Annotated in this window: 16 protein-coding genes and 3 pseudogenes; 12 read left to right on the top strand and 7 right to left on the bottom strand. The window is 58.6% G+C overall.

What is annotated here, in order from left to right:
- The 5 genes and pseudogenes from ACS8YF_RS16990 to trbK all read left to right on the top strand — a co-directional run.
- A partial coding sequence (locus ACS8YF_RS16990; RefSeq protein ID WP_440851329.1) for a hypothetical protein occupies window positions 1-871 on the top strand: 871 nt, incomplete at its 5' end.
- Between the two features lie 74 nt (window positions 872-945).
- Window positions 946-2,085 carry an MFS transporter gene (locus tag ACS8YF_RS16995; RefSeq protein ID WP_440851351.1) on the top strand — a complete coding sequence of 380 codons (1,140 nt, stop codon included), beginning with the start codon at window positions 946-948 and terminating at the stop codon, window positions 2,083-2,085.
- Window positions 2,082-3,239 (top strand): type III PLP-dependent enzyme, encoded by a 1,158-nt coding sequence (locus ACS8YF_RS17000; protein WP_440851330.1) that lies wholly within the window; start codon window positions 2,082-2,084, stop codon window positions 3,237-3,239. Before ACS8YF_RS16995 ends, ACS8YF_RS17000 begins: the two co-directional genes overlap by 4 nt.
- A gap of 141 nt (window positions 3,240-3,380) precedes the next feature.
- Window positions 3,381-4,486: pseudogene (locus ACS8YF_RS17005) on the top strand (IS3 family transposase).
- A 102-nt stretch (window positions 4,487-4,588) separates the two neighbouring features.
- Window positions 4,589-4,936, top strand: a complete 348-nt coding sequence (gene trbK, locus ACS8YF_RS17010; RefSeq protein WP_440851331.1) for an entry exclusion lipoprotein TrbK — start codon at window positions 4,589-4,591, stop codon at window positions 4,934-4,936.
- A gap of 78 nt (window positions 4,937-5,014) precedes the next feature.
- Here trbK and ACS8YF_RS17015 read toward each other — a convergent pair.
- From ACS8YF_RS17015 to ACS8YF_RS17040, 6 genes and pseudogenes are all read right to left on the bottom strand, one after another.
- Window positions 5,015-5,356: pseudogene (locus tag ACS8YF_RS17015) on the bottom strand (GIN domain-containing protein); the annotation flags it as partial.
- A 447-nt stretch (window positions 5,357-5,803) separates the two neighbouring features.
- Window positions 5,804-7,051: an MFS transporter gene (locus ACS8YF_RS17020; RefSeq protein WP_440851332.1), complete on the bottom strand. Its 1,248-nt coding sequence runs from the start codon at window positions 7,049-7,051 to the stop codon at window positions 5,804-5,806.
- Between the two features lie 50 nt (window positions 7,052-7,101).
- Window positions 7,102-7,995 carry an amidohydrolase family protein gene (locus tag ACS8YF_RS17025; RefSeq protein ID WP_440851333.1) on the bottom strand — a complete coding sequence of 298 codons (894 nt, stop codon included), beginning with the start codon at window positions 7,993-7,995 and terminating at the stop codon, window positions 7,102-7,104.
- Window positions 7,992-9,722 carry an IlvD/Edd family dehydratase gene (locus ACS8YF_RS17030; RefSeq protein ID WP_440851334.1) on the bottom strand — a complete coding sequence of 577 codons (1,731 nt, stop codon included), beginning with the start codon at window positions 9,720-9,722 and terminating at the stop codon, window positions 7,992-7,994. The genes ACS8YF_RS17025 and ACS8YF_RS17030 overlap by 4 nt, the downstream gene beginning before the upstream one ends.
- A 158-nt stretch (window positions 9,723-9,880) precedes the next feature.
- Window positions 9,881-10,561 (bottom strand): GntR family transcriptional regulator, encoded by a 681-nt coding sequence (locus ACS8YF_RS17035; RefSeq protein WP_440851335.1) that lies wholly within the window; start codon window positions 10,559-10,561, stop codon window positions 9,881-9,883.
- Window positions 10,562-11,040: 479 nt separating this feature from the next.
- A complete protein-coding gene (locus ACS8YF_RS17040) occupies window positions 11,041-11,703 on the bottom strand; it encodes a dihydrodipicolinate synthase family protein (RefSeq protein ID WP_440851336.1) in 663 nt (220 codons plus the stop codon).
- 52 nt (window positions 11,704-11,755) lie between these two features.
- Here ACS8YF_RS17040 and tnpA point away from each other — a divergent pair, with 52 nt between their 5' ends.
- From tnpA to tnpC, 3 genes are read left to right on the top strand one after another with little or no spacing between them, the layout of a single operon-like run.
- On the top strand, window positions 11,756-12,043 hold the full coding sequence (tnpA, locus tag ACS8YF_RS17045) for an IS66 family insertion sequence element accessory protein TnpA (RefSeq protein WP_440851337.1): 288 nt from the start codon (window positions 11,756-11,758) through the stop codon (window positions 12,041-12,043).
- Window positions 12,013-12,390 carry an IS66 family insertion sequence element accessory protein TnpB gene (gene tnpB / locus ACS8YF_RS17050; RefSeq protein ID WP_440851338.1) on the top strand — a complete coding sequence of 126 codons (378 nt, stop codon included), beginning with the start codon at window positions 12,013-12,015 and terminating at the stop codon, window positions 12,388-12,390. Before tnpA ends, tnpB begins: the two co-directional genes overlap by 31 nt.
- Before the next feature lie 32 nt (window positions 12,391-12,422).
- On the top strand, window positions 12,423-13,937 hold the full coding sequence (gene tnpC / locus ACS8YF_RS17055; RefSeq protein WP_440851339.1) for an IS66 family transposase: 1,515 nt from the start codon (window positions 12,423-12,425) through the stop codon (window positions 13,935-13,937).
- 28 nt (window positions 13,938-13,965) lie between these two features.
- Here tnpC and ACS8YF_RS17060 read toward each other — a convergent pair whose 3' ends face one another.
- On the bottom strand, window positions 13,966-14,274 hold the full coding sequence (locus tag ACS8YF_RS17060) for a dihydrodipicolinate synthase family protein (protein ID WP_440851340.1): 309 nt from the start codon (window positions 14,272-14,274) through the stop codon (window positions 13,966-13,968).
- Between the two features lie 278 nt (window positions 14,275-14,552).
- Here ACS8YF_RS17060 and ACS8YF_RS17065 point away from each other — a divergent pair.
- The 4 genes and pseudogenes from ACS8YF_RS17065 to ACS8YF_RS17080 all read left to right on the top strand — a co-directional run.
- Window positions 14,553-14,861 (top strand): annotated as a pseudogene (locus ACS8YF_RS17065) (transposase); the annotation flags it as partial.
- A 165-nt stretch (window positions 14,862-15,026) separates the two neighbouring features.
- On the top strand, window positions 15,027-17,375 hold the full coding sequence (locus tag ACS8YF_RS17070; protein ID WP_440851341.1) for a TerB N-terminal domain-containing protein: 2,349 nt from the start codon (window positions 15,027-15,029) through the stop codon (window positions 17,373-17,375).
- Window positions 17,372-18,742, top strand: a complete 1,371-nt coding sequence (locus tag ACS8YF_RS17075; protein ID WP_440851342.1) for an ATP-binding protein — start codon at window positions 17,372-17,374, stop codon at window positions 18,740-18,742. Before ACS8YF_RS17070 ends, ACS8YF_RS17075 begins: the two co-directional genes overlap by 4 nt.
- A gap of 9 nt (window positions 18,743-18,751) precedes the next feature.
- Window positions 18,752-21,007 carry a DEAD/DEAH box helicase gene (locus ACS8YF_RS17080; protein WP_440851343.1) on the top strand — a complete coding sequence of 752 codons (2,256 nt, stop codon included), beginning with the start codon at window positions 18,752-18,754 and terminating at the stop codon, window positions 21,005-21,007.
- The last annotated feature ends 432 nt before the right edge of the window (window positions 21,008-21,439 follow it).

Genomic DNA, 21,439 nt, shown 5'->3' on the forward strand with positions numbered 1-21,439 from the left:
AAACGACCGCGCGGCATCAGACACACCCATGTTCAAGCCTGTGACCAATGCTACGAAATTGAGTTACAGGACACTAGGCTGCGTTGCCGGTCGGCTGGAGTTCTCCAAGGATCGCTATTACCTCGCACCGATCGTTTCGGCAAATGACATTCTGGACCACCTGGGCCAGTTCAAGCGAAAACTGCGTATGCGTGAAGCAGTTGCCTGTTACTTCTACCTCGCCGATGACTACAGTACCGAAACGGTCGAGCAGCAGATCAGGATTCTCGCTTCAATGCTCAGCATACTTAGGCGTGATGCGGATCCGGAAACGCTGGTCAATGGCGGCAGCCTTAGCCTCGATATCGCGACACAATGCCCGGTGACCGGCGCCATCAAGCAATTCGCGGATTTTGATGTCGTTGCCTTCTGCCCACGCGCGGCGGATATAGGCGATGACCTCTACGACCCGTTGATGGCTGCACCTGCCTTGTCCGCCAATCTCAACTCTGATGTGTACGCATTCTCGCTGTTCACGCGAGATATGATCCACAAGCGTCTTGGGGTCGAGCCCTATCAAATTGAGAGCACTCAAACGCTCAGTGCGTTGCTGCATGAGGCAGGCAACATCTGGCAGAGGATGGCTGAACGGACGATCTCCAACTACATCGATATGACGGATACTAATCGGTGCCCCACATCCCTATCCGACGACCGCCGACATTGGTATGCGAGCCATCAGGATCCGGCGTTCGCTGAAACCGTGAAGGAGCTTTACAAGCACGAGATGCCGAAGATCTATACCCGGCGGATCATTGATTCCTGGATGCGACATTTCAACACGCGTCCCGAGACCGAGGTGGTATTCACGCCGGCCGGAACTAAGGCGTGACCGTCCGCGCATCTAGGCCGGGGCCGTTCGCCGGCCCTGGCCCTCTTCTATGGACGAACCTCTATTCGTTCTTGATGCAGGTGCTCCAATGCGGCCTAGCCGGTCCCTTTATAGCACTCAAGCTCACGCGAGAGGGATATTCCTCGTTTCTGAGCGGATTCCTGGTATCGATAATCTGGGCTCTCGTGATCGCGCTGGGCTCGGCTACCCCGGGACTCATTAGGCGTCTGGGCATTTTCAGGATCAATCTCCTGTCGATCGGTTTGACCGCGACTGGATTCGCCTGTTTTTCCTTGTTCGATAACTTCGCGTTGTACGTGCTCGGCTCTGTAACTATCGGGGCCGCCCTGACCGTCCGCTGGATATCCTGCGATACGCTGGTTATCCAGCAATCTACCGATGACCACGTCGGCCGTAATGTCGGGATTCATGAAACGCTGATGGGCGGTGGGCTTGCCGTCGGCCCGCTGATGCTTTGGTTAAGCGACTACGGGTATGGGCTGGTATTTATCAGCGTCCTGATCGTCTCGGGCGTGGCGAGCGCGCTGCTCTACCTCGACTCGCTGCACTTCAAGACGAGTACCCGGGCCGGGCAAGCTGACGCACACGCGGCATTGAACGCCGATACCAAGAAGGATGCATCTGGCCGGCTCGGACAAGCACTGACGAGTGCATTCTTTGGCGGATTTATCGAAGCTTCATTCGTCGCCTTCCTTCCGGCGTTTGTCATATCAGCAGGCTATAGCGTAGCCGCGGGCGGGCTTGTCGGGTTTGCGTTCGGCTTAGGCGGGACGCTGCTGCAGCCACTGATGGGGATGGCTACATCGAGGGCGCGAATGTCCTTCGTTCAGATCGGTTGCGTCGCTCTGATTCTGATTTGCCTGGTTGGCGCGATCGCTGTGATGGATACCGGGTATAGCCTGACGAGCCCAGCCTTTTTGGGATTGATCTTCTTCGCCGGCGGATGGATCGGAGGCGCAAATACGCTTGCCGTCATCGACTGCGGCACCCGTCTCGAATCTCATCTCATTGAATTCGGCATCGCCAGGATTGCGATGTTCTATACCGTCGGTGCCGTGGCAGGTCCTTTGATCGTCGGAGCCATCGCCTGGAAAGCCGGCGACGCTGCATTGATCTATACCTGTACCGCTTTCGCGCTATTGCTGCTGGTCATCTCTGGCCACTTCGCGATGACAAGGGGCCGCGCAATATGACATTCACAGCGCCACGCATATCCACCATCCTCCGGCAAATCGATCACGCCGATAAGCAGCCGGTACTCGTATACCACTCGCAGCGGATCCAGTCCAAGATCAGCGAGTTCCGGGCCGGTCCTTTCGATCAGATATTCTATCCGGTCAAAGCCAACGACGATCCTTACGTTCTCGGACAGATAGGCCGCACGATCTGCACCTTCGATGTCGCTTCACTCGGCGAGATTGAAGCGGTTAATGCTGTCATCGAAAACGCGAAGTATTGCTTCTCGCACCCGATCAAGGACCCGAGCGAAATCCTCATCGCCTATGAGCGGCATGCTGTCCGAGATTTCGTCGTCGATACTACTCAAGAGCTGGAGAAGCTGAGGAGACTAGGCCCCGATAGACTGGCTTTACTGACGGTGCACGTGCGTGTCTCTGTGCTGAATGCCCAAGCCCTGCATCCGCTGGATGGGAAATTCGGGGCGGCGGAATCCGACGCCGTAAGCCTCCTTGGGGCAGCGAGCGAACTGGGGTGCAGTGTCGGAATCTCGTTCCATGTCGGGTCGCAGAACATGAATCCGGGCAGTTTTTATGCGGCGATCGATCTGGCCTACGATATTGCTGAGCGGGCGGGCATCGTAGTCTCTGTGCTCAATGTCGGGGGTGGCTTCCCTGTCCAGTACGTAGGTGACGAAGAGATTGATCTCTTCTCATACTTCTTCGCTATTGCAGAGCGATGGGAACACCGCCCACCGCGATTTTGGAATAGCGAACTATGGTGTGAACCCGGCCGTTCCCTGGTCGCGGAAGCGGGCTCGCTCATCCTACGGGTCGAGCAGCGCCGCGGCGACATGCTCTACGTCAACGATGGCGTCTATGGGTGCCTTCACGACGGGAAATTCCACGGCGTTGTCTTTCCCTGCCGGCCGCTGTGGAGCCGCGATAACGTCGCGGAGGAATACTTTCTACTACAAGGACCAACATGTGACAGTGCAGATTGCCTGCCATACCGCGTGCGTCTTCCTGGTGATGCACGAGTTGGCGATCGCATGGAAATACTGAACATCGGCGCTTACGGCCAAGTTCTGTCAACGAAATTCAATGGCAAACACAACTATACGCGCGTCGCTTTAACCGAAGCGAATGCAATGAGTAAAAATTTGTCGTAAATATTTGAAACGTGGGATATGGGTTCGCGGGTCCTCACCTGTTAATACGGACACTTCAAAGAAGGCTCTTCATGGGGCCGAACAAGGAGTGTTATGCCACGCAAGAAGTAAAGCGCCGAGCTCAACGCCGAAGCCGTCGAACTGGTGCGCTCGTCATCAAGCAGTGCGAGCGCAGCGGCTCGCGATCTCGGCCTGAGCCCGACGATGCTCAACCGCTGGTGCCGCGAGGCCCAGCGCTCGTCGAAGCCAAGCTTTCAGGGCACCGGCACGCCGCGTGACCAGGAACTGGCCCGCCTGAAGCGCGAGCTGGCACAGGTCAAGAAGGAGCGCGATTTTTTGCGCGACGCGGCAACTTACTTCGCCAAGGAATCATCGTGAGGTGAGCGACGATCCAACGTTGTCGCTCGGAATATCCCCCCAGCTGATGTGTCGTTGCCTGAAAGTCTCAACCAGCGGGTGTTATGCCTGGACGAACCGATCGCCGAGCAGCCGGGCGCGAGCCAACGCGCGGCTGACCGAGAAGATCCGCACGTTGCACCGAGACAGCGACGGTGTGTTCGGCGCCCCGCGTATCACCGAAGGCTGCAGTTCGAAGGCGAGACCGTTAGCCGCAATCGGGTGGCTCGGCTGATGGCCGCCAGCGGCCTTCAAGGCATCCCGCAGCGTCGGCGCTGGCGGGCCACAAGCCCTCCGGCGTTCGTCCGGATCATGTCCGCCACCACCTCGAGCGCGACTTCGCAGCACTCGAACCCAACACCAAATGGGTGACGGATATCACCTATATCCGGACCGCTGAAGCCTGGTTGTATCTGTGCGTCGTGGTCGATCTCTACAAGGCCGTGGTCGGCTGGTCGATGAGCGCCCGTCAGAGCCGGGATCTCGTACTCAAGGCTGTGCTGATCGCGCTCTGGCAACGCGAGGCGCATGACGGGCCTGTCGTGTCGCACTTGGATCGCGGCACGCAATTTACGAGCGACGACTACCAACGCTTCCTACGCGGCCACAACCTGATCTGCAGCATGAGTACGGTCGGCCACTGCGGTGACAACGCGGCAGCCGAAGGCTTCTTCGGCATGCTCAAGCGAGAGCGCGTGAATCGGCGGCGTTATCAGACGCTAGCGGAGGCGCGAACCGATGTCTTCGACTATATCGAACGCTTCCATAATCCGCGTATCCGGCAGCGCATGCATGCCGAAGATAAGAAATATCCGTTAGCCTTTTCTCAACCTTCCGCAAAACCGGCGTAGAACCCGACCTAGGCCGTCGCATCCAAAGGCGGCGTAACCGTCTACCGAGATCCCGGGGCATATTCGCCCGCCAACCCTACTCGGCGTGCCCTGTGTCAACGCATGGAGATTCTTCAGGCCGCTCAAGATCATAGTGGGCCGGTCGTTATAGCGGATTCATCACGCGGTCGAACAGATGATTTAGAAGGGATGTTGATGAAACACTGGCTGACTTTTATTGCGTTGGTGGCCGTCATGGTTACGACAACCGCTATTGCCTGCTCAAAGCACGAGCACTCCGGCGACAAGCGCACCGAGGCGTCATTGCCCCCGGTTAACGATCAGAACTGTCAGACCTCGGAAATCAAGAAAATCGAACCACTCAAGCTGCGGCAAAAGTTCGCGGATAAGTGCTTCACCCGGGGCACGTATGTTCATGGCCCGGTGAAGTCGTGGAAAGCAGGCGAGTGACTGTACGAGTCGTTCTGCGCTTCGTACGGTAGCCGCCCTGCCCGTTCGGATCTGATTCACGTGCCCGCCTACGTGCAGTTACGTGAATCGAATAACGCCAGAGCATGCCCCCCTTGTTTGGCGGTCCGACCGATCGCCATAGGCTAGGAGCTCGCCGGAGCCATCGACTTGGGCACGAACGCGCTCGACCACCTGACTGGCGATATCGCCTGATTCCGAAACTGTCGGATCGGCCGCGCGAGCCGATAACGCCGAGGCATTGACGTCGCCGAAACCTTGGAGTGACAGATGCAGGGTCGCCTGATCGATATTGTAGAGGGTGGCGTCGCTGGCGCCTTGCAGCTTGATCAGCGGCGCTGCGTGCTGTGGGAGTGCAACGATACAGTCGGCCGTCCGGCCCGCACTGATGGTCAGTTTCCCGACCGAGACGGAATTGTCGCCGAGGAGCCGGCTGCGGGCGAGGTTTTCTAGCTCAGAAAGTGCAAGGCCGGGTCGCTCCTATGGTCTTCGTGAATGTCGTCGGCGTGCTACTCAATAGCGGGGTATGGTCGGTCCACCGTAAAACTGCACTGCCCTGCTCGCCTGAAATTACCTATTTGCGCCGAAGCACGAAAACCATTCGGGTAATGATGGCGGTTAGACGCGCTCGCATACCGCAGTAGCCCGATTCTGCTCACCGCCAGTCTTATTAAACCTATCCCTGGTATTGCTTCCGCCTGGATCTATCACGCTACCAGCTCGCCCCGACCACTTCTCCCTCCTGGCTGCATTGCAATACCCGTGCGTTAGGCGAAAACAATACAATCAGGCTCGGCGGTTTTGCTTCGCTACACGAACGTCAAACGGCAATACCCCTAGCCGTTCTTTTCAATCGGCCCTGGCGTTGAGATCAAGCCCGCGAGTTTCCGGCAGACATAGCGCCGCTACGAACACCAGCGCATAGGCCGTACCTGCAAAAACACCGATGGCTATACCCAGACCAGCCCGATCGGCAATGAAGCCGACAAAGGCGGGGAAGATCGCGCCGATCGCACGCCCGAAGTTGTATGAAAAAGCTTGGCCGTTAGCGCGCACTTCGGAGGGAAACAACTCCGTGAAGAATGCGCCGACCGAGCCAAAACCGCCCGCTGACGCAATACCCAGAGGCAAGCCTAGGAACAGCATGCCGGCATCGTTGATCGGAAGCTGGGTATAGATATAGATGACCGCGCAGGCTAGAGCCGAGAAGAAAAGCAGATTGCCGCGTCGCCCGATTCTGTCAGACAGATAGCCGCCGCTCACGTAGCCTACGAAAGAGCCGAAGATGATCACGAACAGATAGCCGCCGGTATTGAATACTGACAGATCGTGCTCTCGCTGGAGGAATGTCGGCAACCATGTGTTGATGCCGTAATAGCCGCCTTGGAGGCCCGTCGAAACCAACGCGGTGAAGAATGTAGTTCTGATCAACTCCGGCTTGAAGATGGTCCACGGCGAAGCCGGTGCATCACGATTTTTGCGGGTACGGTTGAAGATCTCCGGTTCCGGCACATACCGCCGGATATAGATCACCAGTAGCGCAGGCAGAACACCCATCCAGAACATCACGCGCCAAGCGATGTCTTGCGGCGCGAAGGCAAATATCGCCACATAGGACAGCGCTGCCAGACCCCAGCCCACGGCCCAACCCGATTGAATGGTGCCGAGCGCCTTGCCGCGATGCTCGGGCCGTATGATCTCACCCAAGAGCACACCGCCGACCGCCCATTCGCCGCCAAAACCCAACCCCTGAAGAGCGCGTAAGGTGATGAACTGATCGTAGTTCTGAGTAAAGCCGATCAGGAACGTGCAGAGCGAGTACGCGGCGATCGTATACTGAAGTACACGCACGCGACCATAGCGATCGGCCAGGATCCCCGCCCCCCACCCGCCGATGGCAGACGTCATGAGGGTCACAGTGCTGAGCAGGCCCGCCTCACCTTGGGTGATGTTCATCACGCTCATCAGCGTGGTGATGAGGAAGGTCATCACCATGAAATCGAACGCATCCAGGGTCCAGCCGCCGAATGCGGTCTTGAACGTAGCCCGCTCGGTTTTATTCAGGTCGCTATACCAGTTAAGTTTTTTGTTTTGCATACTCCCCTCCGCTATTTTTATGAAATGGACAGCATCGATTGGTGCAACCGTTATGGCATGACGGGAAAACCGTAGAGCTGTGCCGGATTGTCTACGAGAATGCGGTGACGCACGGCTTGCGACGGCACCCAGCCCGCGAGCTGATTACGCATCACACCGGTGTCGACTGGGTAGTGTTGATCGACATGTGGCCAATCGCTGCCGTAGAGCATCCGATCTGGCGCGGCATCCACCAATGCCCGTGCCATGGGGAGCACATCGAAAAAACGCGCCTCACGACGCTCGCTCAGGCGATAGGGTCCACTCAGTTTCACCCACCAACCGTGATTGCGGGCGAGATCGCAGAGCGTAATAAAGCCGGCCGAATCAGCACCATCGGCGGCCGGCATATGCCCCATGTGGTCGATTACTACCGAACAGTGCAGCCGCATCAGCCGGTCGCGCATGTCGGGCAGCGTTCGCCCGTCGAGCAGAAACTCGAGATGCCAGCCTCGTTGTGCCAGGCGCCTATCGAGAGACTCAAGCGCGTCCAGGCTCACGCCACCGCCAAAGAGCAGGTTGAAGCGCGCACCGCGCACGCCCGCGGCATGCATCTCATCGAGACTGGCATCGTCGATATCGGCATCGACCACCGCCACGCCTCTAAGCGTGTCGGGATAAGCTTTCAGAGCCTCCAGCATCAGCCGATTGTCGGTGCCATGCACGCTGACCTGAACGAGCACACCGCGTTCCATGCCGGCCGCGGCCAGCATGGCGCGATAGTCGCCGACAGATGCGGCAGGTGGCGTATAGCTGCGGGTTGCTGCGAGCGGATAGGCAGGCGAACGCGCGATGACGTGCGCATGTGTATCACAGCTGCCCCGGGGAGCCGTAAATGCCGGGTGCTCGAAATCGGCGACCGGCAGCGGCCCGAGACAAGTAGCCTGCAGTCCGTCGGCACTCATACCGTGCTACTGACTTTCGGTGGACGCAAAAATGAGAAATCGCATCCGGTATCGGCTTGTGTGACCTGCTCGAAGAAAAGCTTGCGATAGCCCCGCTCGGCGTTATGGGGCCGTCGCGGCGTATAGCGTTCGCGACGCCTTTCGAGTTCCATATCGTCGACCCGCAACTCGAGCGCACGGTCGCGCACGCTCAAGCGGATACGGTCGCCGTTTTCGACGAGGGCGAGCGGCCCGCCCAGGGCCGCTTCTGGGGTGACGTGTAGCACGATGGTACCCGCGGCCGTGCCGCTCATGCGTCCGTCGGAGATACGCACCATGTCGCGCACGCCCTGGCTGGCCAGCTTCTTCGGGATGGGCAGGTACCCTGCCTCGGGCATACCGGGCCCGCCTATCGGGCCAATATGCTTTAAGACCAGAATGTCGTCGGCTTCGACGTCGAGTTCCGGGTCGTCGATACGAGCCGCCATGTCGGCGGCGTCCTCGAACACCACCGCACGCCCTTCATGCTCCATGAGATCGGCGTGTGCGGCAGACTGTTTAATGATCGCGCCGTCCGGTGCCAGATTGCCCTTCAAGCAGGCAATGCCACCGCTGGGAAAGATTGGATTATCCAGTGGATGCACTACATCTTGGACAAACGGCACGAAGGCATCGAGTTCTTCGCCCAGCGTGCGGCCGGTCACGGTCAGCGCGTCCAGATGAAGCGAATCGCGCAGAGCGTGCAGCACGGCCGGGAGACCGCCGGCATCGTGCAGATCCTGCATATAGCGCGTGCCCGACGGCTTGAGATCCACAAGGACCGGCGTCTCGCGGCCGATGCGATCCACCGTGTCGAGGTCAATATGAATACCCATCCGTCCTGCGATCGCGGTCAGATGGATAATGCCGTTGGTGGAGCCGCCGATCGCTAGCAACACCCGCAGCGCGTTTTCGAAAGCTTCACGGGTCAGGATCGCCTCGGGTGTCAATCCGGCGCGCGCCATTTGTACGGCCGTGGTGCCCGACTGTTCGGCCGCACGCATGCGATCCGATGTCACGGCTGGCGCCGATGCGCTGTTGGGCAATGAGATACCCAGCGCTTCACTGATACAAGCCATCGTGCTAGCGGTGCCCATCACCGAGCAGGTGCCCACGCTGGCCACCAGGCGGGAATTAACCTCGTCTATTTCGGCATCATCGACTTCGCCGCCGCGATATAGTCCCCAGTAATGCCGACAATCCGTGCAAGCACCGACGCGCGTGCCGCGATGGCTACCGGTGAGCATAGCGCCGGTAACTAGTTCAATGGCCGGTACGTTGGCGGACGCCGCCGCCATGAGTTGGGCCGGCACGGTCTTGTCGCAGCCGCCGATAAGTACTACCGCGTCCATCGGCTGGGCCCGGATCAACTCCTCGGTATCCATGGCCATGAGGTTACGCAGGTACATACTGGTCGGCGCGGAGAAACTCTCGGCAATGGACACCGTGGGAAACACCACCGGAAGACCGCCCGCCAGCATGACTCCGCGCTTTATAGCCTCGATCAGTTGCGGCGCATTTCCGTGACAGGGATTGAAATCACTACCCGTATTGGCAATTCCAACGATGGTCCGATCGAGCGCATCGTCGGTATACCCAGCGCCCTTGATGAAGGCCTTGCGTAGGAAAAGAGAGAACTCCCGATCCCCGTAATCAGCCAACCCTTCGCGGAGCCCCGATGGAGCAGATCGCTGCAGATCTTCACTCATAACGTCCTTCCTTTTATTATTAATAATCCTATCAACGTTTATATTGAGAATACAACTAGCCTACGCATGCCACTAAAGCAGCGTGCACCACAGGTATCTTTTGGGGCTTGTGCTGAGGCTTTTCAGTGGAAGCTGGCTGCCTCGGCTGGCGCCGAGCGTTAGTCCGGCGAGGCTTGGAGCTTGTTTTTTAGACTTTCGATATAGTTGTCGCGCGAGGGCCTGAGATGCGCATGACACAACGCCACCAGCTCGTCAGCATGGCCGGCGCGCAGTGCCTCGATCATCTGCCAGTGCTGTTTTCTGGACGTTTCCAGCACCGACGTCAGCACGAACGAGGCCGACCGAATGGTGTGCGCCCGCTTGGCATGATCGCGTATCGCCTCTACCAACACCGGGTTGTCCGACAGCGCAAACAACGTCTGATGAAACTCGACGTTGATACGAAACACCTTGCGCAGATCGTGTGTTTCCACTGCCTCGTCGTGGCGATGCTGTATGGCTATGAGTTGCTCGAGCGACTCGCCATCGAGCGGCATCGGGATTAGCCTCGCGCCTTCCGCCTCCAGTAGTTCACGAACCGCATAAAGATCTTCGACCTGCTTTACGGTGTAGGAACGCACCATCGCGCCCACATTCTTTCGCCGCTCCACGAGCCCCATGGCTTCGAGTTCGACCAGAGTCTGACGCGCCATATGTCGCTTCAAACCGAATCGGCTAATTAGCGCATCCTCGACCAGGCGCTCGCGTGGGTGGATGAGCCCGAGCACAATTTCCTCTTCCAGAGTTCTCAGCGCTTGATCAAGCAAGTCTGCGGACGAAGTCGCGCGATTAGCGTTCATAGGCGTTTGGCAGTTGTGGGGATCAGTCGAGCCTGGCATCGACTGCCATAGTTTATTGATAGTTTTATCAAACCTGAATTGGAAGGCGTCGTCTGTTGGCCTCATTATTGTGGAATATCGCAAGCGCAGTGCTTTGCCACCACAGCATCAATCGCTAGACAGAGGTCTATCGAATGCGCTGCAATCTCGCTGGCGCTGGAGACCGCCCGACTCATGAACGCGGCGGCGTTTGACGCATGCGACCGATGCGTTGCTCATTAAAATCGCACGCGGCCCGTCGTGGACAAAACAGCGATTGCCGAACCACTCATGCAGCAAGGCATTCGCAGTGCGGGGCTGGACGTCTGTTTTAACCCGGATCGGGCGACCGCACTGTGGTGATTGGACAAGACACACTACTCACGGGTCAGCTCGTAATGGCGCATTTTTCACGCAGTCTTACCAAGCCGCGGTGTCAACCGGTCTCCGTCGCTTAACTATTAGGCCGAGCGACGACCTGGCATGGCGAAACCTGTGGCTTCAATACGATCCATGAGCGTGCGGTGCTGCGCATCCGAGAGTTCGACCAGTGGCGGCCGTACGCGCGCGTAGTCAGCGTGGCCACTGAAATGGGCCGTGGCCGCCTTCAACGCCGGAATCATGGGCACGCTTTCGAAGACCTCGCGTATCTCGGTCAATCGCATTTGCCGATCATCGGCGTTCGCTGTGTTTGGGTCGGATGCCAGCTCTGCCATTGGCCCGGGGTGCACATTAGCGGTTGCACTGATACAGCCTGCACCACCTAGCCGCAGCGCGGGCATCAGAAAACGCTCGCTGCCGGCATATACACGAAGACCGTGCTCTGCGAACGTCTCGATCAGCATCTGAGTGTTATTCCAGTCGCCGGAACTGTCTTTGATGCCGGCGATTGTGCCCGGGTAAGCCGTTATCAGGCGCTCGATCAGCGGCACGTTCAATGGGACTTGGGCGATCTGGGGAATGTGATAGAGGTAGACCTTCAGCCGCGCATCGCCGACGCGCTCGATTACTTCGCTGTAATGCCGGAATAGGCCTTCGTCCGAAACCCCCTTGTAGAAGAACGGCGGCAGCATGAGTACGCGCTCTGCGCCGTAACCGGACAAACCAAGACGTTCTTCTCGCATGATTTCGGCGTATCTAATCTGACCCCTGTTTCAACCGAATCGGGAGTCCCCCATGGCCGATCCAGTCCGGCGTCGTCGTTCATCTGAACAGTGGCAGCGCCTTATCGATCAGCAGGCGGATAGTGGCCAGAGTCAGGCGGCCTTCTGTGCCGCCCACGGCCTGTCGCAGACGACATTCCAGCACTGGAAGCGACGCCTGAAGTCGTCGGCATCGCCGGTCGAGGCACTATTCACGCCGCTGACCGATACGTCGGTTCCGAATGAGCCCGACAGCGGCTGGACGATCGAACTCGATCTGGGTGACGGCGTGTGCCTGCGGTTGCGCCGGGGCGGGTGGTGAGAACACCCGCCACCCTGTGGCTGTGCACCCAGCCCACCGACATGCGTCGGTCCTATGACGGGCTGGCGGCGATGGTGCGCCATCACCTGGGCGAGAATCCGCTGAGCGGCCACGGCTTCGTCTTCATCAACCGCCGGCGCACGCAGCTGAAGTGCCTGTACTTCGATAGCGGCGGCTATTGTGTGTGGAGCAAGCGCCTGGAGCAGGGCCGGTTCGGCGTCCGCCGCACGGCCGGCGCGCTGTCGCGGACCGAATTCGAGGCGCTGATCGAAGGGCTGGACGTGCAGGTGAAAAAACACCGAAAACGTTGGCATCCAGGCGTTTCAGAGGCATCGGATCGAGTATAATAAGCGCCTGAAATCGATCAGGAATCAGGCTTTTGCCCGCGACCGTGCCGATACAGGAATATGACGCGGTCGTCGCTGAAAATGCCGATTTGCGCACGCGGCTGGCGGCGGCCGAGCGCCGCATCGCCTGGTTCACGCGCGAGCTGTTCGGGTCCAAGTCGGAAAAACGCCTCGCGATCGATCCCGCTCTCCAGCCGAGTCTGTTCGCCGGCCTGATCGAGGACGCACCGCCCCCACCGGCGACGGAAACCGTCGAGATCCAGCGTCGCAAGAAAACGCGCGACGGTGCGGTCAACGATACCGGCCTGCGCTTTGATGCGAGCGTGCCCGTCCGCGTGATCGAGGTGGCACCCCCGGACGATCTGGAGAACGGCGAGATCATCGCCATCCACAGCACCTTCCGTCTGGCCCAGCGGCGCGCCAGCTACGAAGTGCTGGAATACCGCTGCCCGGTGATCAAGGCATCACCCGAGGCCGCGCCACAGACCACGCCGGTACCCGGCGCGATCTTCACCGGCAGCCTCGCCGATGTCAGCTTCCTGGCCGGGTTGCTGGTCGACAAGTTCGCGTTTCACCTCCCGCTGTATCGCCAGCATCAACGCCTGGCGGCCGGCGGTATCACGCTGGCCCGGGCCACACTCACCCAGTTGGTGGCGCGCAGCGCCGCGCTGCTCGCCCCGATCCATCTCGCCCAGCTCGAGCATGTGTTGACCTCTCGGGTGTTGGCGATGGACGAGACCCCGATCAAGGCCGGCCACAAGACAAAGGGCAAGCTCGAATCCGGCTATTTCTGGCCGCTGTATGGCGACGCCGACGAGATCAGCTTCACCTTCAGTCCGAGCCGCGGGCGAGCCCACATCGAAGACACCCTGGCCGAGCACTTCTCCGGGACGCTCGTCACCGACGGCTATGCGGCGTATGCCCGTTATGCCGAAGCCCGGCCGGGCGTCACCCACGCCCAGTGCTGGAGCCATACCCGCCGAGGCTTCGAACGGGCCCTCGACAGCGATCCCCAGGCACAGCACGCGCTGGCGCTGATCGGTGACCTGTATCAGGCCGAAGCCGAGATGCGGGAAAAGCAACGCGAAGGCCCCGACAAGCAGGCCGACCGAACCCGGCACTGCGAACCGGCGGTCCGGGCGTTCTGGCAATGGTGCGACAGCCAGTGCCAGCGTCTGGATCTCGAGCCGAGCCATCCGTTGGCCAAGGCGATTGCCTATGCGCTGGAGCGCCGCGCGTCTCTGGAGGTCTTCCTCGGCGATCCCGACGTGCCGATCGATACGAACCACCTCGAACGCGGTTTGCGGCCGATCCCGATGGGGCGACGGAACTGGCTGTTCTGCTGGAGCGAAGTCGGGGCCACCCACGTCGGCATCATCCAGAGCCTGATCAGCACCTGCCGGCTGCACGGCGTTGATCCCTATACGTACCTGGTGGATGTGCTTCAGCGGGTGGGCCTCCACCCGGCCAGTCGGGTCATCGAACTGACGCCCCGACTCTGGAAAGAGCACTTCGCCGAGAACCCGCTGCGTTCAGATATCGATTGAATCGGCTATGACGTCTCGGAATATCCGGTTACTCTGCGCCGATCGCAAGCGCCTGGCGACTTAGTGCCACTGTTTCATCGATTGAACACGCCCCCGTGCCCGGCATCATGCGCTCACCCGGCAAACCGGCCCCTGCCAGATGATCAAGCAGCCTCAGCTTTTCGCGCAGTGACATCGAACTCGCTTCCGAGTTGGTCCCAAAGACCGCAAGGCCCACGCCGTTGTCCAGCAACCAGCGGCATTGCGCGGTCAGCTGCCCGACATCGGGCGACAGATCCCTGTCGAACGGCGTGATGACGGGCGACAAGATCTCGCCGGCAGGTACGGATGCTTCCATGGAGTCTCCTAAGAAAAAGGCCGGCCAGCCATGACGGACGCGGCTACTCCCAACCAACGACTGTCACACGTCGCCCGGGTCATTTACCTGCGATGCTCGGTGTAATAAGCATCGCCAGTATTATTGATAATATTATCATCTCACCATATTTGTCTCGGGTATGAGTGTTCCGCCTTAGCTCGCTTCGGAAGCCGTATGTTCGACGCCGCCTGCAGAGTGGACTTGTCCGGGTCCATTAGATACTTCTGGCCTATGATTTGAGCATAAGAGGAAGTGTACTGAGCAGTCAGCGATATACCCCGGAATTCAAGGACGAAGCGGTTCGGCAGGTGCTGGATCAGGGCTATCCGGTCGCCGACGTAGTCGAGCGGCTCGGTGTGTCAGCTCACAGCCTTTACGAGTGGGTGAAGGCGGTGAAGCCGGACAACACAGAGCAGCAAGCCAGCGAGCTGGTCGAGGCCAAGAGCGAGATCCTCAAGCTGCGCGCCAAACTGCGTCGCAAGAAAGAGGAGCGCGATATCCTAAAAGACCGCGCGGTACTTCGCTCAGCAGCCCGAGTGACGTACCAGTTCATCAACGACCATCAGCGTCGCGCGCATCTAGCTGGGCCAGCTAACAGCCTGCACAATCCGATAATGCGTCTACGTCGTTGGTGACCTTTAGGCGGCATAGGCCTTGTGTCGCCATATAGCAGCGTTAAACCAACGAACCATAGCGACTGTGGCAGAATCGAGCCGGGGGAAACTGATGCTATGGCCACATTCGTATCGCTGATCGTTTTGATCTTGATCGTGGGAATCGTTACTGCTCGCTGGCGAGCTCGGCGAACCGCCTTACGCACTCAGTTCAACAGCCGCCATCCCCGGTCCGTCATTCGCTCAAGCACCAAGCTGTCAGAAAGCGGATTCGACCCCACACGAAAAAACACGCCTACTAGCAAGGAATCACAGTCTCGCCGCACAATCCACCAAACCCAAGTCGGAGGTCCCGAGCCGAGGACTGTCGATGATTGCTGGGTCCCCGCTGGCGTCACTACACGAATACATGACCTAGAAATTCCTGGTGGCCTTATCTATGTAGGCCGCGGTTTGGCCGCGGCTCGCCGGTACGGTGAAGAACCGGCACTTATCGACCCAAAGCGACGGGCGGATTTGAGTCTATCCGACCACGCCGGCACCGGCATGGATTATTGGCCATCGTACGCCTCGATACCGCCGAAATCGCGCGGCGCTTACTTGCACTGGCTTGCGGATGGCCGGCGCGCGTCTGACGCCTACATCGGCTACGTGTTCTTGTTTTTCTACGGTTTGGAGCGGCGTGTCCTTTCAGACCACATAGACACTGGCGGCTACGACGACGAACATGGCGCTATTCGAGATGAGGTAGAGCGACTTCTTAGCATCTATGGCACAAACGGCTCATTTCGGTTTTATGCCACACAGTTTCTCTCCACCATGGAACTGCTCGGCATGTGGTCGACCGATCAACTGCCTCGGTTATACGAAGGCCGGTCTTACGAGATGCCACTTCAGCTCAAGGTTGGGCTCGGTAGACTCGTTCAAGCACACAAACCCATTTCAACGGAATGGGCCCTCGCCTGGGTAACACATGATCCGGAAATCTCGCTGCGTACCCCCGCGCAGCGATGTCCGAAACTCTTCGCCAGCCTCTTCCGACATCTCTATGCCGCGCGTTTCGGCGACGGGATGATCATCAAACCGAACAAGACCATGCTGACGCCCACATACCGGCCAGCGAGTCCAGGTTTCGGTGGATTAATCACCATCCCGACCGCCAACAAAATTATCGATGTCACGGTCTTAAAGCGGCCACGCAACGCGCTGACAGAGATCGCCAACGAGGCAATGAATCAGCTCGACGCCTACAGCCGGCACTTGGGTCGCAATGATGACTCGCGGACGAGCCTACAAGCGATCGCTTTGCTGCCGGGTGCCGTCGCAACCGAAGACGCCTTCCCCGCTCTTGCAGCTTTGAATGCCGCCGTTAAGCCTTATTTCGCCGCGACGGATTTTCCCGCTGTTCCGGTGCGCCTATTGCTGGAGCATTTTGACACCGAAAGCGAGGAAAAGCTGGCGAAGAAAGAGGCCATATTACTCGCGCAAGCTCTGGAGAAAGCCGGGATCGGTCTCTCCCCCGACGCTCGTTTCAGTGGCGTCAAACCCAAACCGACCGACGACGTCGTGCTGTTCAGATTGAGCGAAAATGCCCCCACAACCCCTTCGCCCACTTATCAAGCCACCGCACTCTTGATCCGCCTCGCTAGCATGGTGTCGATAGCGGATGGCGATATCGCCCCGGATGAACGCCGCGCGATGGATACGCTGATTGACAGCCATGAAGTGCTTAACGACGCCGAACGCACGCGGCTGCACGCGTACAAGAATTGGCTATTGACTCACGAAGAAGGCTCGGCAGGGCTCAAGGCACAACTCGATGCACTCAGTACCGCTCAGATCCAAACGCTTGGTGAGCATCTGATCACGATTGCAGCGGCCGATGGCCGCATTGATCGAGACGAGATCAAGATGCTAGAAAAACTCTATAAAAAACTCGGGCTGGACGCTGCGCAAATCCTCCCGGCATTGCATAGCCGGGCGACTAGCGGTCCGGTTTCAGTTCGCGAGGCCAAGGAAGAAAAAGGGTTTGCCATTCCGCAACCGCGCGAAAAACGAGACGAGCAACCGATCAGGGCTACCGCCCAAGAACTCGATCCGGCCGCACTCGAAAAGAAACTGGCGGATACCGAACGAGTCTCGGCTTTGCTCAGTGGCATCTTCGCAGAAGCCGAGGAGGATGCGATACCGAGGGCCGCCCCGCATTCAGCACCAAACTCTCCGGCCGCTGAAACCATAGCGAATCTTGATTCCGCTCACTCGGCGATGTTGTCAGCACTCGGGACGCAGGACGCATGGGGCCGAAGCGAGCTCGAGACGCTCGCTCAAGCACAAGGCCTACTACTCGATGGTGCGCTCGACACGATTAATGAAGCCGCCTTCGAGCAGTGTGACGCGCCTTGCATCGAGGAAGACGACGACAGTTATAAGCTGGACCGCGAGATTTACGAGGAACTGTTGGCATGAGCACAATCCGTGAAAAAGAACGGCGCGCAATCCTCGATTCCCTTCGCGCCGGCGTGGTCCCCCGTATCGGCCATCAGCATATTCAGGTCGGCCGGGCTCCCGAACTTCAGGCGTTATTGAGCGATATCGATAATCTCGTCGACGGCGGATCGAGTATCCGCTTCATCATCGGCGAATACGGCTCGGGTAAGACCTTCTTCCTCAATCTCATTCACTCGATCTCGCTGGAACGCAAACTGGTGTCGACGCGGGCAGACCTCACGCCGGATCGACGACTTCATGCCACGGGTGGACAGGCGCGATCGCTGTATGCCGAGCTGATGCGCAATATCTCGACCCGTTCAAAGCCTGACGGCGGCGCGCTACCGAGCATTGTCGAACGCTTTATTAGCCAAGCGCTGCAGACCGCGAGCGCCGAGGGCGAGAACCCCACTCAGGTGATCCATCGGCAGCTTGGCGACTTGACCGAAATGAGTGGCGGCTATGATTTCGCTTTGGTACTGGAAGCGTATTGGAAAGGTCACGATACTGGCAATGAACAACTCAAATCCGATGCGATCCGCTGGCTGAGGGGTGAATTCACGACCAAGACCGATGCTCGCAACGCTTTGGGCGTACGCACCTATATCGATGACGCAAACTGGTACGACTATCTCAAACTCATGGCGCGCTTCGTCCGCCTGGCCGGATTCCAGGGGCTGATGGTCGCACTGGACGAATTGGTCAACCTGTTCAAGCTGTCGAGCACGCAAGCGCGCAAAAGCAATTACGAACAAATCCTGCGCATTCTCAACGACACCCTCCAAGGACATGCCGAAGGCATTGGCTTTCTACTCGGTGGCACGCCGGAATTTCTCATGGACCCGCGGCTTGGCCTCTACAGTTACGAAGCACTGGAAACGCGTCTTGCCGAGAATCGTTTCGCACGAAACGGTCTACTCGATTACAGCGGGCCGGTGATCCGACTCGCGAATCTCTCTCGTGAGGACCTATATATCCTGCTCAAGAACATCCGACACGTCATGGCCGGCGGCGATGAAAGCCGTTACCTGATACCGGACGAGGCACTGACAGCGTTCATGGCCCACTGTCACGAACGAATAGGCGAAGCCTATTTCAAGACACCACGGAACTCCATAAAGGAATTCGTCAGTCTTTTATCGATATTGGAACAGAACCCTGGGCAGAGCTGGCGTGAACTCATCGGCGCGGTCGATATCGCGCCCGATCGCCCCGACGAGATCGATGCCTTGGAAGACCGTGATCCCGAAGATACGCCTCTCGCCACCCCCATCGACCACTCTCAATCGACTTCGAATCGTGAAACGGATGACGATGACGACGGGCTCCAACACTTCACGCTATAGGCGAGCCGCGTGAGCGAAGCCTCGCAGGCATTCGATCAGCTTCATCCGCGTATTCAGCGATGGGTATTCCGTCAACGCTGGACCACGTTGCGACCGACGCAGGAGCAAGCGATACCGGCTATCGTCTCCGGTGATAATGACGTCATCGTGGCCGCGGCGACGGCCGGAGGGAAAACCGAGGCTGCGTTCTTGCCGGTGTTGTCTCGACTCCTGTTCGATCGAGACAACGGCGCACCTGTTGGCACCGTGCTCTACATCTCACCACTCAAAGCGCTAATCAACGATCAGCATCGCCGGCTCGAGCTCATGGCCCAAGACCTCGACGTGCCGACCGTACCTTGGCATGGCGATGTCTCACGCACGCATAAGAAACGCTTCCTCGACAAGCCCTCAGGCGTACTGTTGATCACCCCAGAGTCGCTAGAAGCAATTCTCATGCGGCACGGCCAGCATATCCCGCACCTTTTCGCCAATCTGCTCTACATCATCGTCGACGAACTGCATGCGTTCATCGGTGGCGCGCGAGGTATGCAGTTGCAGTCTCTGATGCACCGTATGGAACTGGCGATCGGGCGTCATGTACCTCGTGTCGGGCTGTCCGCAACATTGGGCGATATGCCCATGGCTGCTGCTTTCCTGCGGCCGGGACACGGCGATGCCGTTCGCGTGATCATCAACTCTGAAGACAGCGGCGGCCTGATGCTCCAGATACGGGGATATCGAGAACTGCCGCCAGCGCTCACACCACAGGGTGCATCGGAGCGGGAAAACGCGGGTAAGGAAGTCGCCGTCGAGGAATCGCTGGCAGGTGACCTACTGGATGTCGCCGGACATATCTACGCCAATCTTCGCGGGCAGAACAACCTGATCTTCGCGAACTCCCGCCAGAATGTCGAAATGTATTCGGACCTGCTCCGGCGGGCCTGTGAGCGCGATCGAGTCCCTGTCGAGTTCTTTCCCCATCACGGCAGTCTTGGAAAGGAATTACGCTCCGATCTCGAAGAGGCTCTCAAGAACGAGGGGCGTCCGGTAAGTGCAGTCTGCACGTCGACACTAGAAATGGGCATCGATATCGGCTCTGTGGCGAGCGTGGCACAGATCGGCGCGCCGCCCGAAGTCGCGAGCATGCGACAGCGACTTGGCCGATCGGGCCGCCGCGGTGAAGCTGCGGTCTTAAGGATCTATGTTCGCGAGAAGACGATTGACGTAAATACACCGCCCCAGGATCGGTTGCATCCCCAGCTTTTCCAGGCGGTCGCGATGACGCAACTGCTGCTCACTCGTTGGATCGAGCCGCCGCGGGCAGGCGCCCTCCACCTGTCTACACTCATCCAACAAACCCTATCGGTGATCGTTCAGTATGGCGGCGCGACCGCCCAGAGCCTTTGGAATATTCTGGGAAAAAACGCTCCCTTCGCTGGGGTTGGACAAAAGCGTTTCATTCGCCTGCTCAAGCGAATGGGCGAGACTGAGCTCCTTGTCCAAATGTCGGACGGTCTTCTGCTGCCTGGAGCCGTGGGCGAGAAACTCGTCAATCACTACAGTTTCTACGCCGCCTTCGCCACGCCCGAGGAATACATTCTGAGCGTGCGAGGGCGAACCATCGGCCGCTTGCCGATCGATCGCCCGATCGCCGAAGGCTCGCTCATTATCTTCGGCGGCCGCCGTTGGCGCGTTCTTAACGTGGATAACGAGCACAAGCGTATCGATCTCGCGCATTCGACGGGTGGCAACCCGCCTCGATTCGGCGGTACCGGGGGGGTTATCGCTGATCGCGTTCGACAAGAAATGTTCCGACTATTGAACAGGGCCGAACCGCCGAAATACCTGGACCGGGTGGCGCGAGAATTATTCGAGGAGGCCCAATACCATTTCGGGAGTCTGAAGTTGGCCGAGTGGCCGCTAGTTCGCCAAAGCCACCACACGCTTATCTTCCCGTGGGCGGGCGACGTCGCTATGGACACTCTCGCAGCCTTGATGACCCACCGTGGCATAGAGGCTCACAACGAAAGTATCTGCCTTAACGTTCCCGACGCCAAACCGGAAAATGTAACCGAAGCGTTGCGTTCGATTATCGCTGAAGAATCACTCACACCGGAATCGCTGGCCTCGGCCGTCCTCAACAAGAAGGACGAGAAATACAGTGAATGGCTGGGCGAAGATCTGCTCTGCGAGGACTGGGCGTCGCACCGGCTTGATTTAGCCGCCGGTAGAGCTCTCGCGCAACGCTTGTACAGCCAGATTGAAAAGCTTCAAGCCGGTTAAAGCACCGGATAGGTAGTATCGCCTCCGACGGTCGATCGAAACGCGGATTCTTCTAAACTAGTCGGGTTCTCACCCGTTACTACGTTTTACAGCGCCAAGTCATGCTCGACGTTCCGCGACTATCTGGTTGCAGTAGGCAGACTTTGTAACCGCCAACGCTATGACTGAGCTAACTGGACCAGGTGCATACGAGACTCACCAATCGATGCGGTAGCAGATCAATCTATGCGCTACTTCCCACCACGAGCCACGCGCAATCGGTGGATTCTTTTGTGACAGCAATCATGCTGGCGAATACGGCGAAAAGCGCGCTGCCAGCTTCGTATCAATTGCCTCGTCAAAAACCGGCCCATTTTTGCTGCTCATAGCTGGAGGCATTTACCTTGTCTCTTCACTTCACAAACGCACGTTAAAAAGTTAATAACTTCATAA

The organism is Salinisphaera sp. SWV1 (assembly GCF_052044155.1).
Taxonomy (GTDB): Bacteria; Pseudomonadota; Gammaproteobacteria; order Nevskiales; family Salinisphaeraceae; genus Salinisphaera.

Excerpts from the sequence above, each read along its gene's own strand:
- ACS8YF_RS16995 (WP_440851351.1), top strand. The coding sequence starts at position 946 with ATGCAGGTGCTCCAATGCGGCCTAGCCGGTCCCTTTATAGCACTCAAG.
- ACS8YF_RS17000 (WP_440851330.1), top strand. The coding sequence starts at position 2,082 with ATGACATTCACAGCGCCACGCATATCCACCATCCTCCGGCAAATCGAT.
- trbK (WP_440851331.1), top strand. The coding sequence starts at position 4,589 with ATGGAGATTCTTCAGGCCGCTCAAGATCATAGTGGGCCGGTCGTTATA.
- ACS8YF_RS17020 (WP_440851332.1), bottom strand. The coding sequence starts at position 7,051 with ATGCAAAACAAAAAACTTAACTGGTATAGCGACCTGAATAAAACCGAG.
- ACS8YF_RS17025 (WP_440851333.1), bottom strand. The coding sequence starts at position 7,995 with ATGAGTGCCGACGGACTGCAGGCTACTTGTCTCGGGCCGCTGCCGGTC.
- ACS8YF_RS17030 (WP_440851334.1), bottom strand. The coding sequence starts at position 9,722 with ATGAGTGAAGATCTGCAGCGATCTGCTCCATCGGGGCTCCGCGAAGGG.
- ACS8YF_RS17035 (WP_440851335.1), bottom strand. The coding sequence starts at position 10,561 with ATGAACGCTAATCGCGCGACTTCGTCCGCAGACTTGCTTGATCAAGCG.
- ACS8YF_RS17040 (WP_440851336.1), bottom strand. The coding sequence starts at position 11,703 with ATGCGAGAAGAACGTCTTGGTTTGTCCGGTTACGGCGCAGAGCGCGTA.
- tnpA (WP_440851337.1), top strand. The coding sequence starts at position 11,756 with ATGGCCGATCCAGTCCGGCGTCGTCGTTCATCTGAACAGTGGCAGCGC.
- ACS8YF_RS17060 (WP_440851340.1), bottom strand. The coding sequence starts at position 14,274 with ATGGAAGCATCCGTACCTGCCGGCGAGATCTTGTCGCCCGTCATCACG.
- ACS8YF_RS17070 (WP_440851341.1), top strand. The coding sequence starts at position 15,027 with ATGGCCACATTCGTATCGCTGATCGTTTTGATCTTGATCGTGGGAATC.
- ACS8YF_RS17075 (WP_440851342.1), top strand. The coding sequence starts at position 17,372 with ATGAGCACAATCCGTGAAAAAGAACGGCGCGCAATCCTCGATTCCCTT.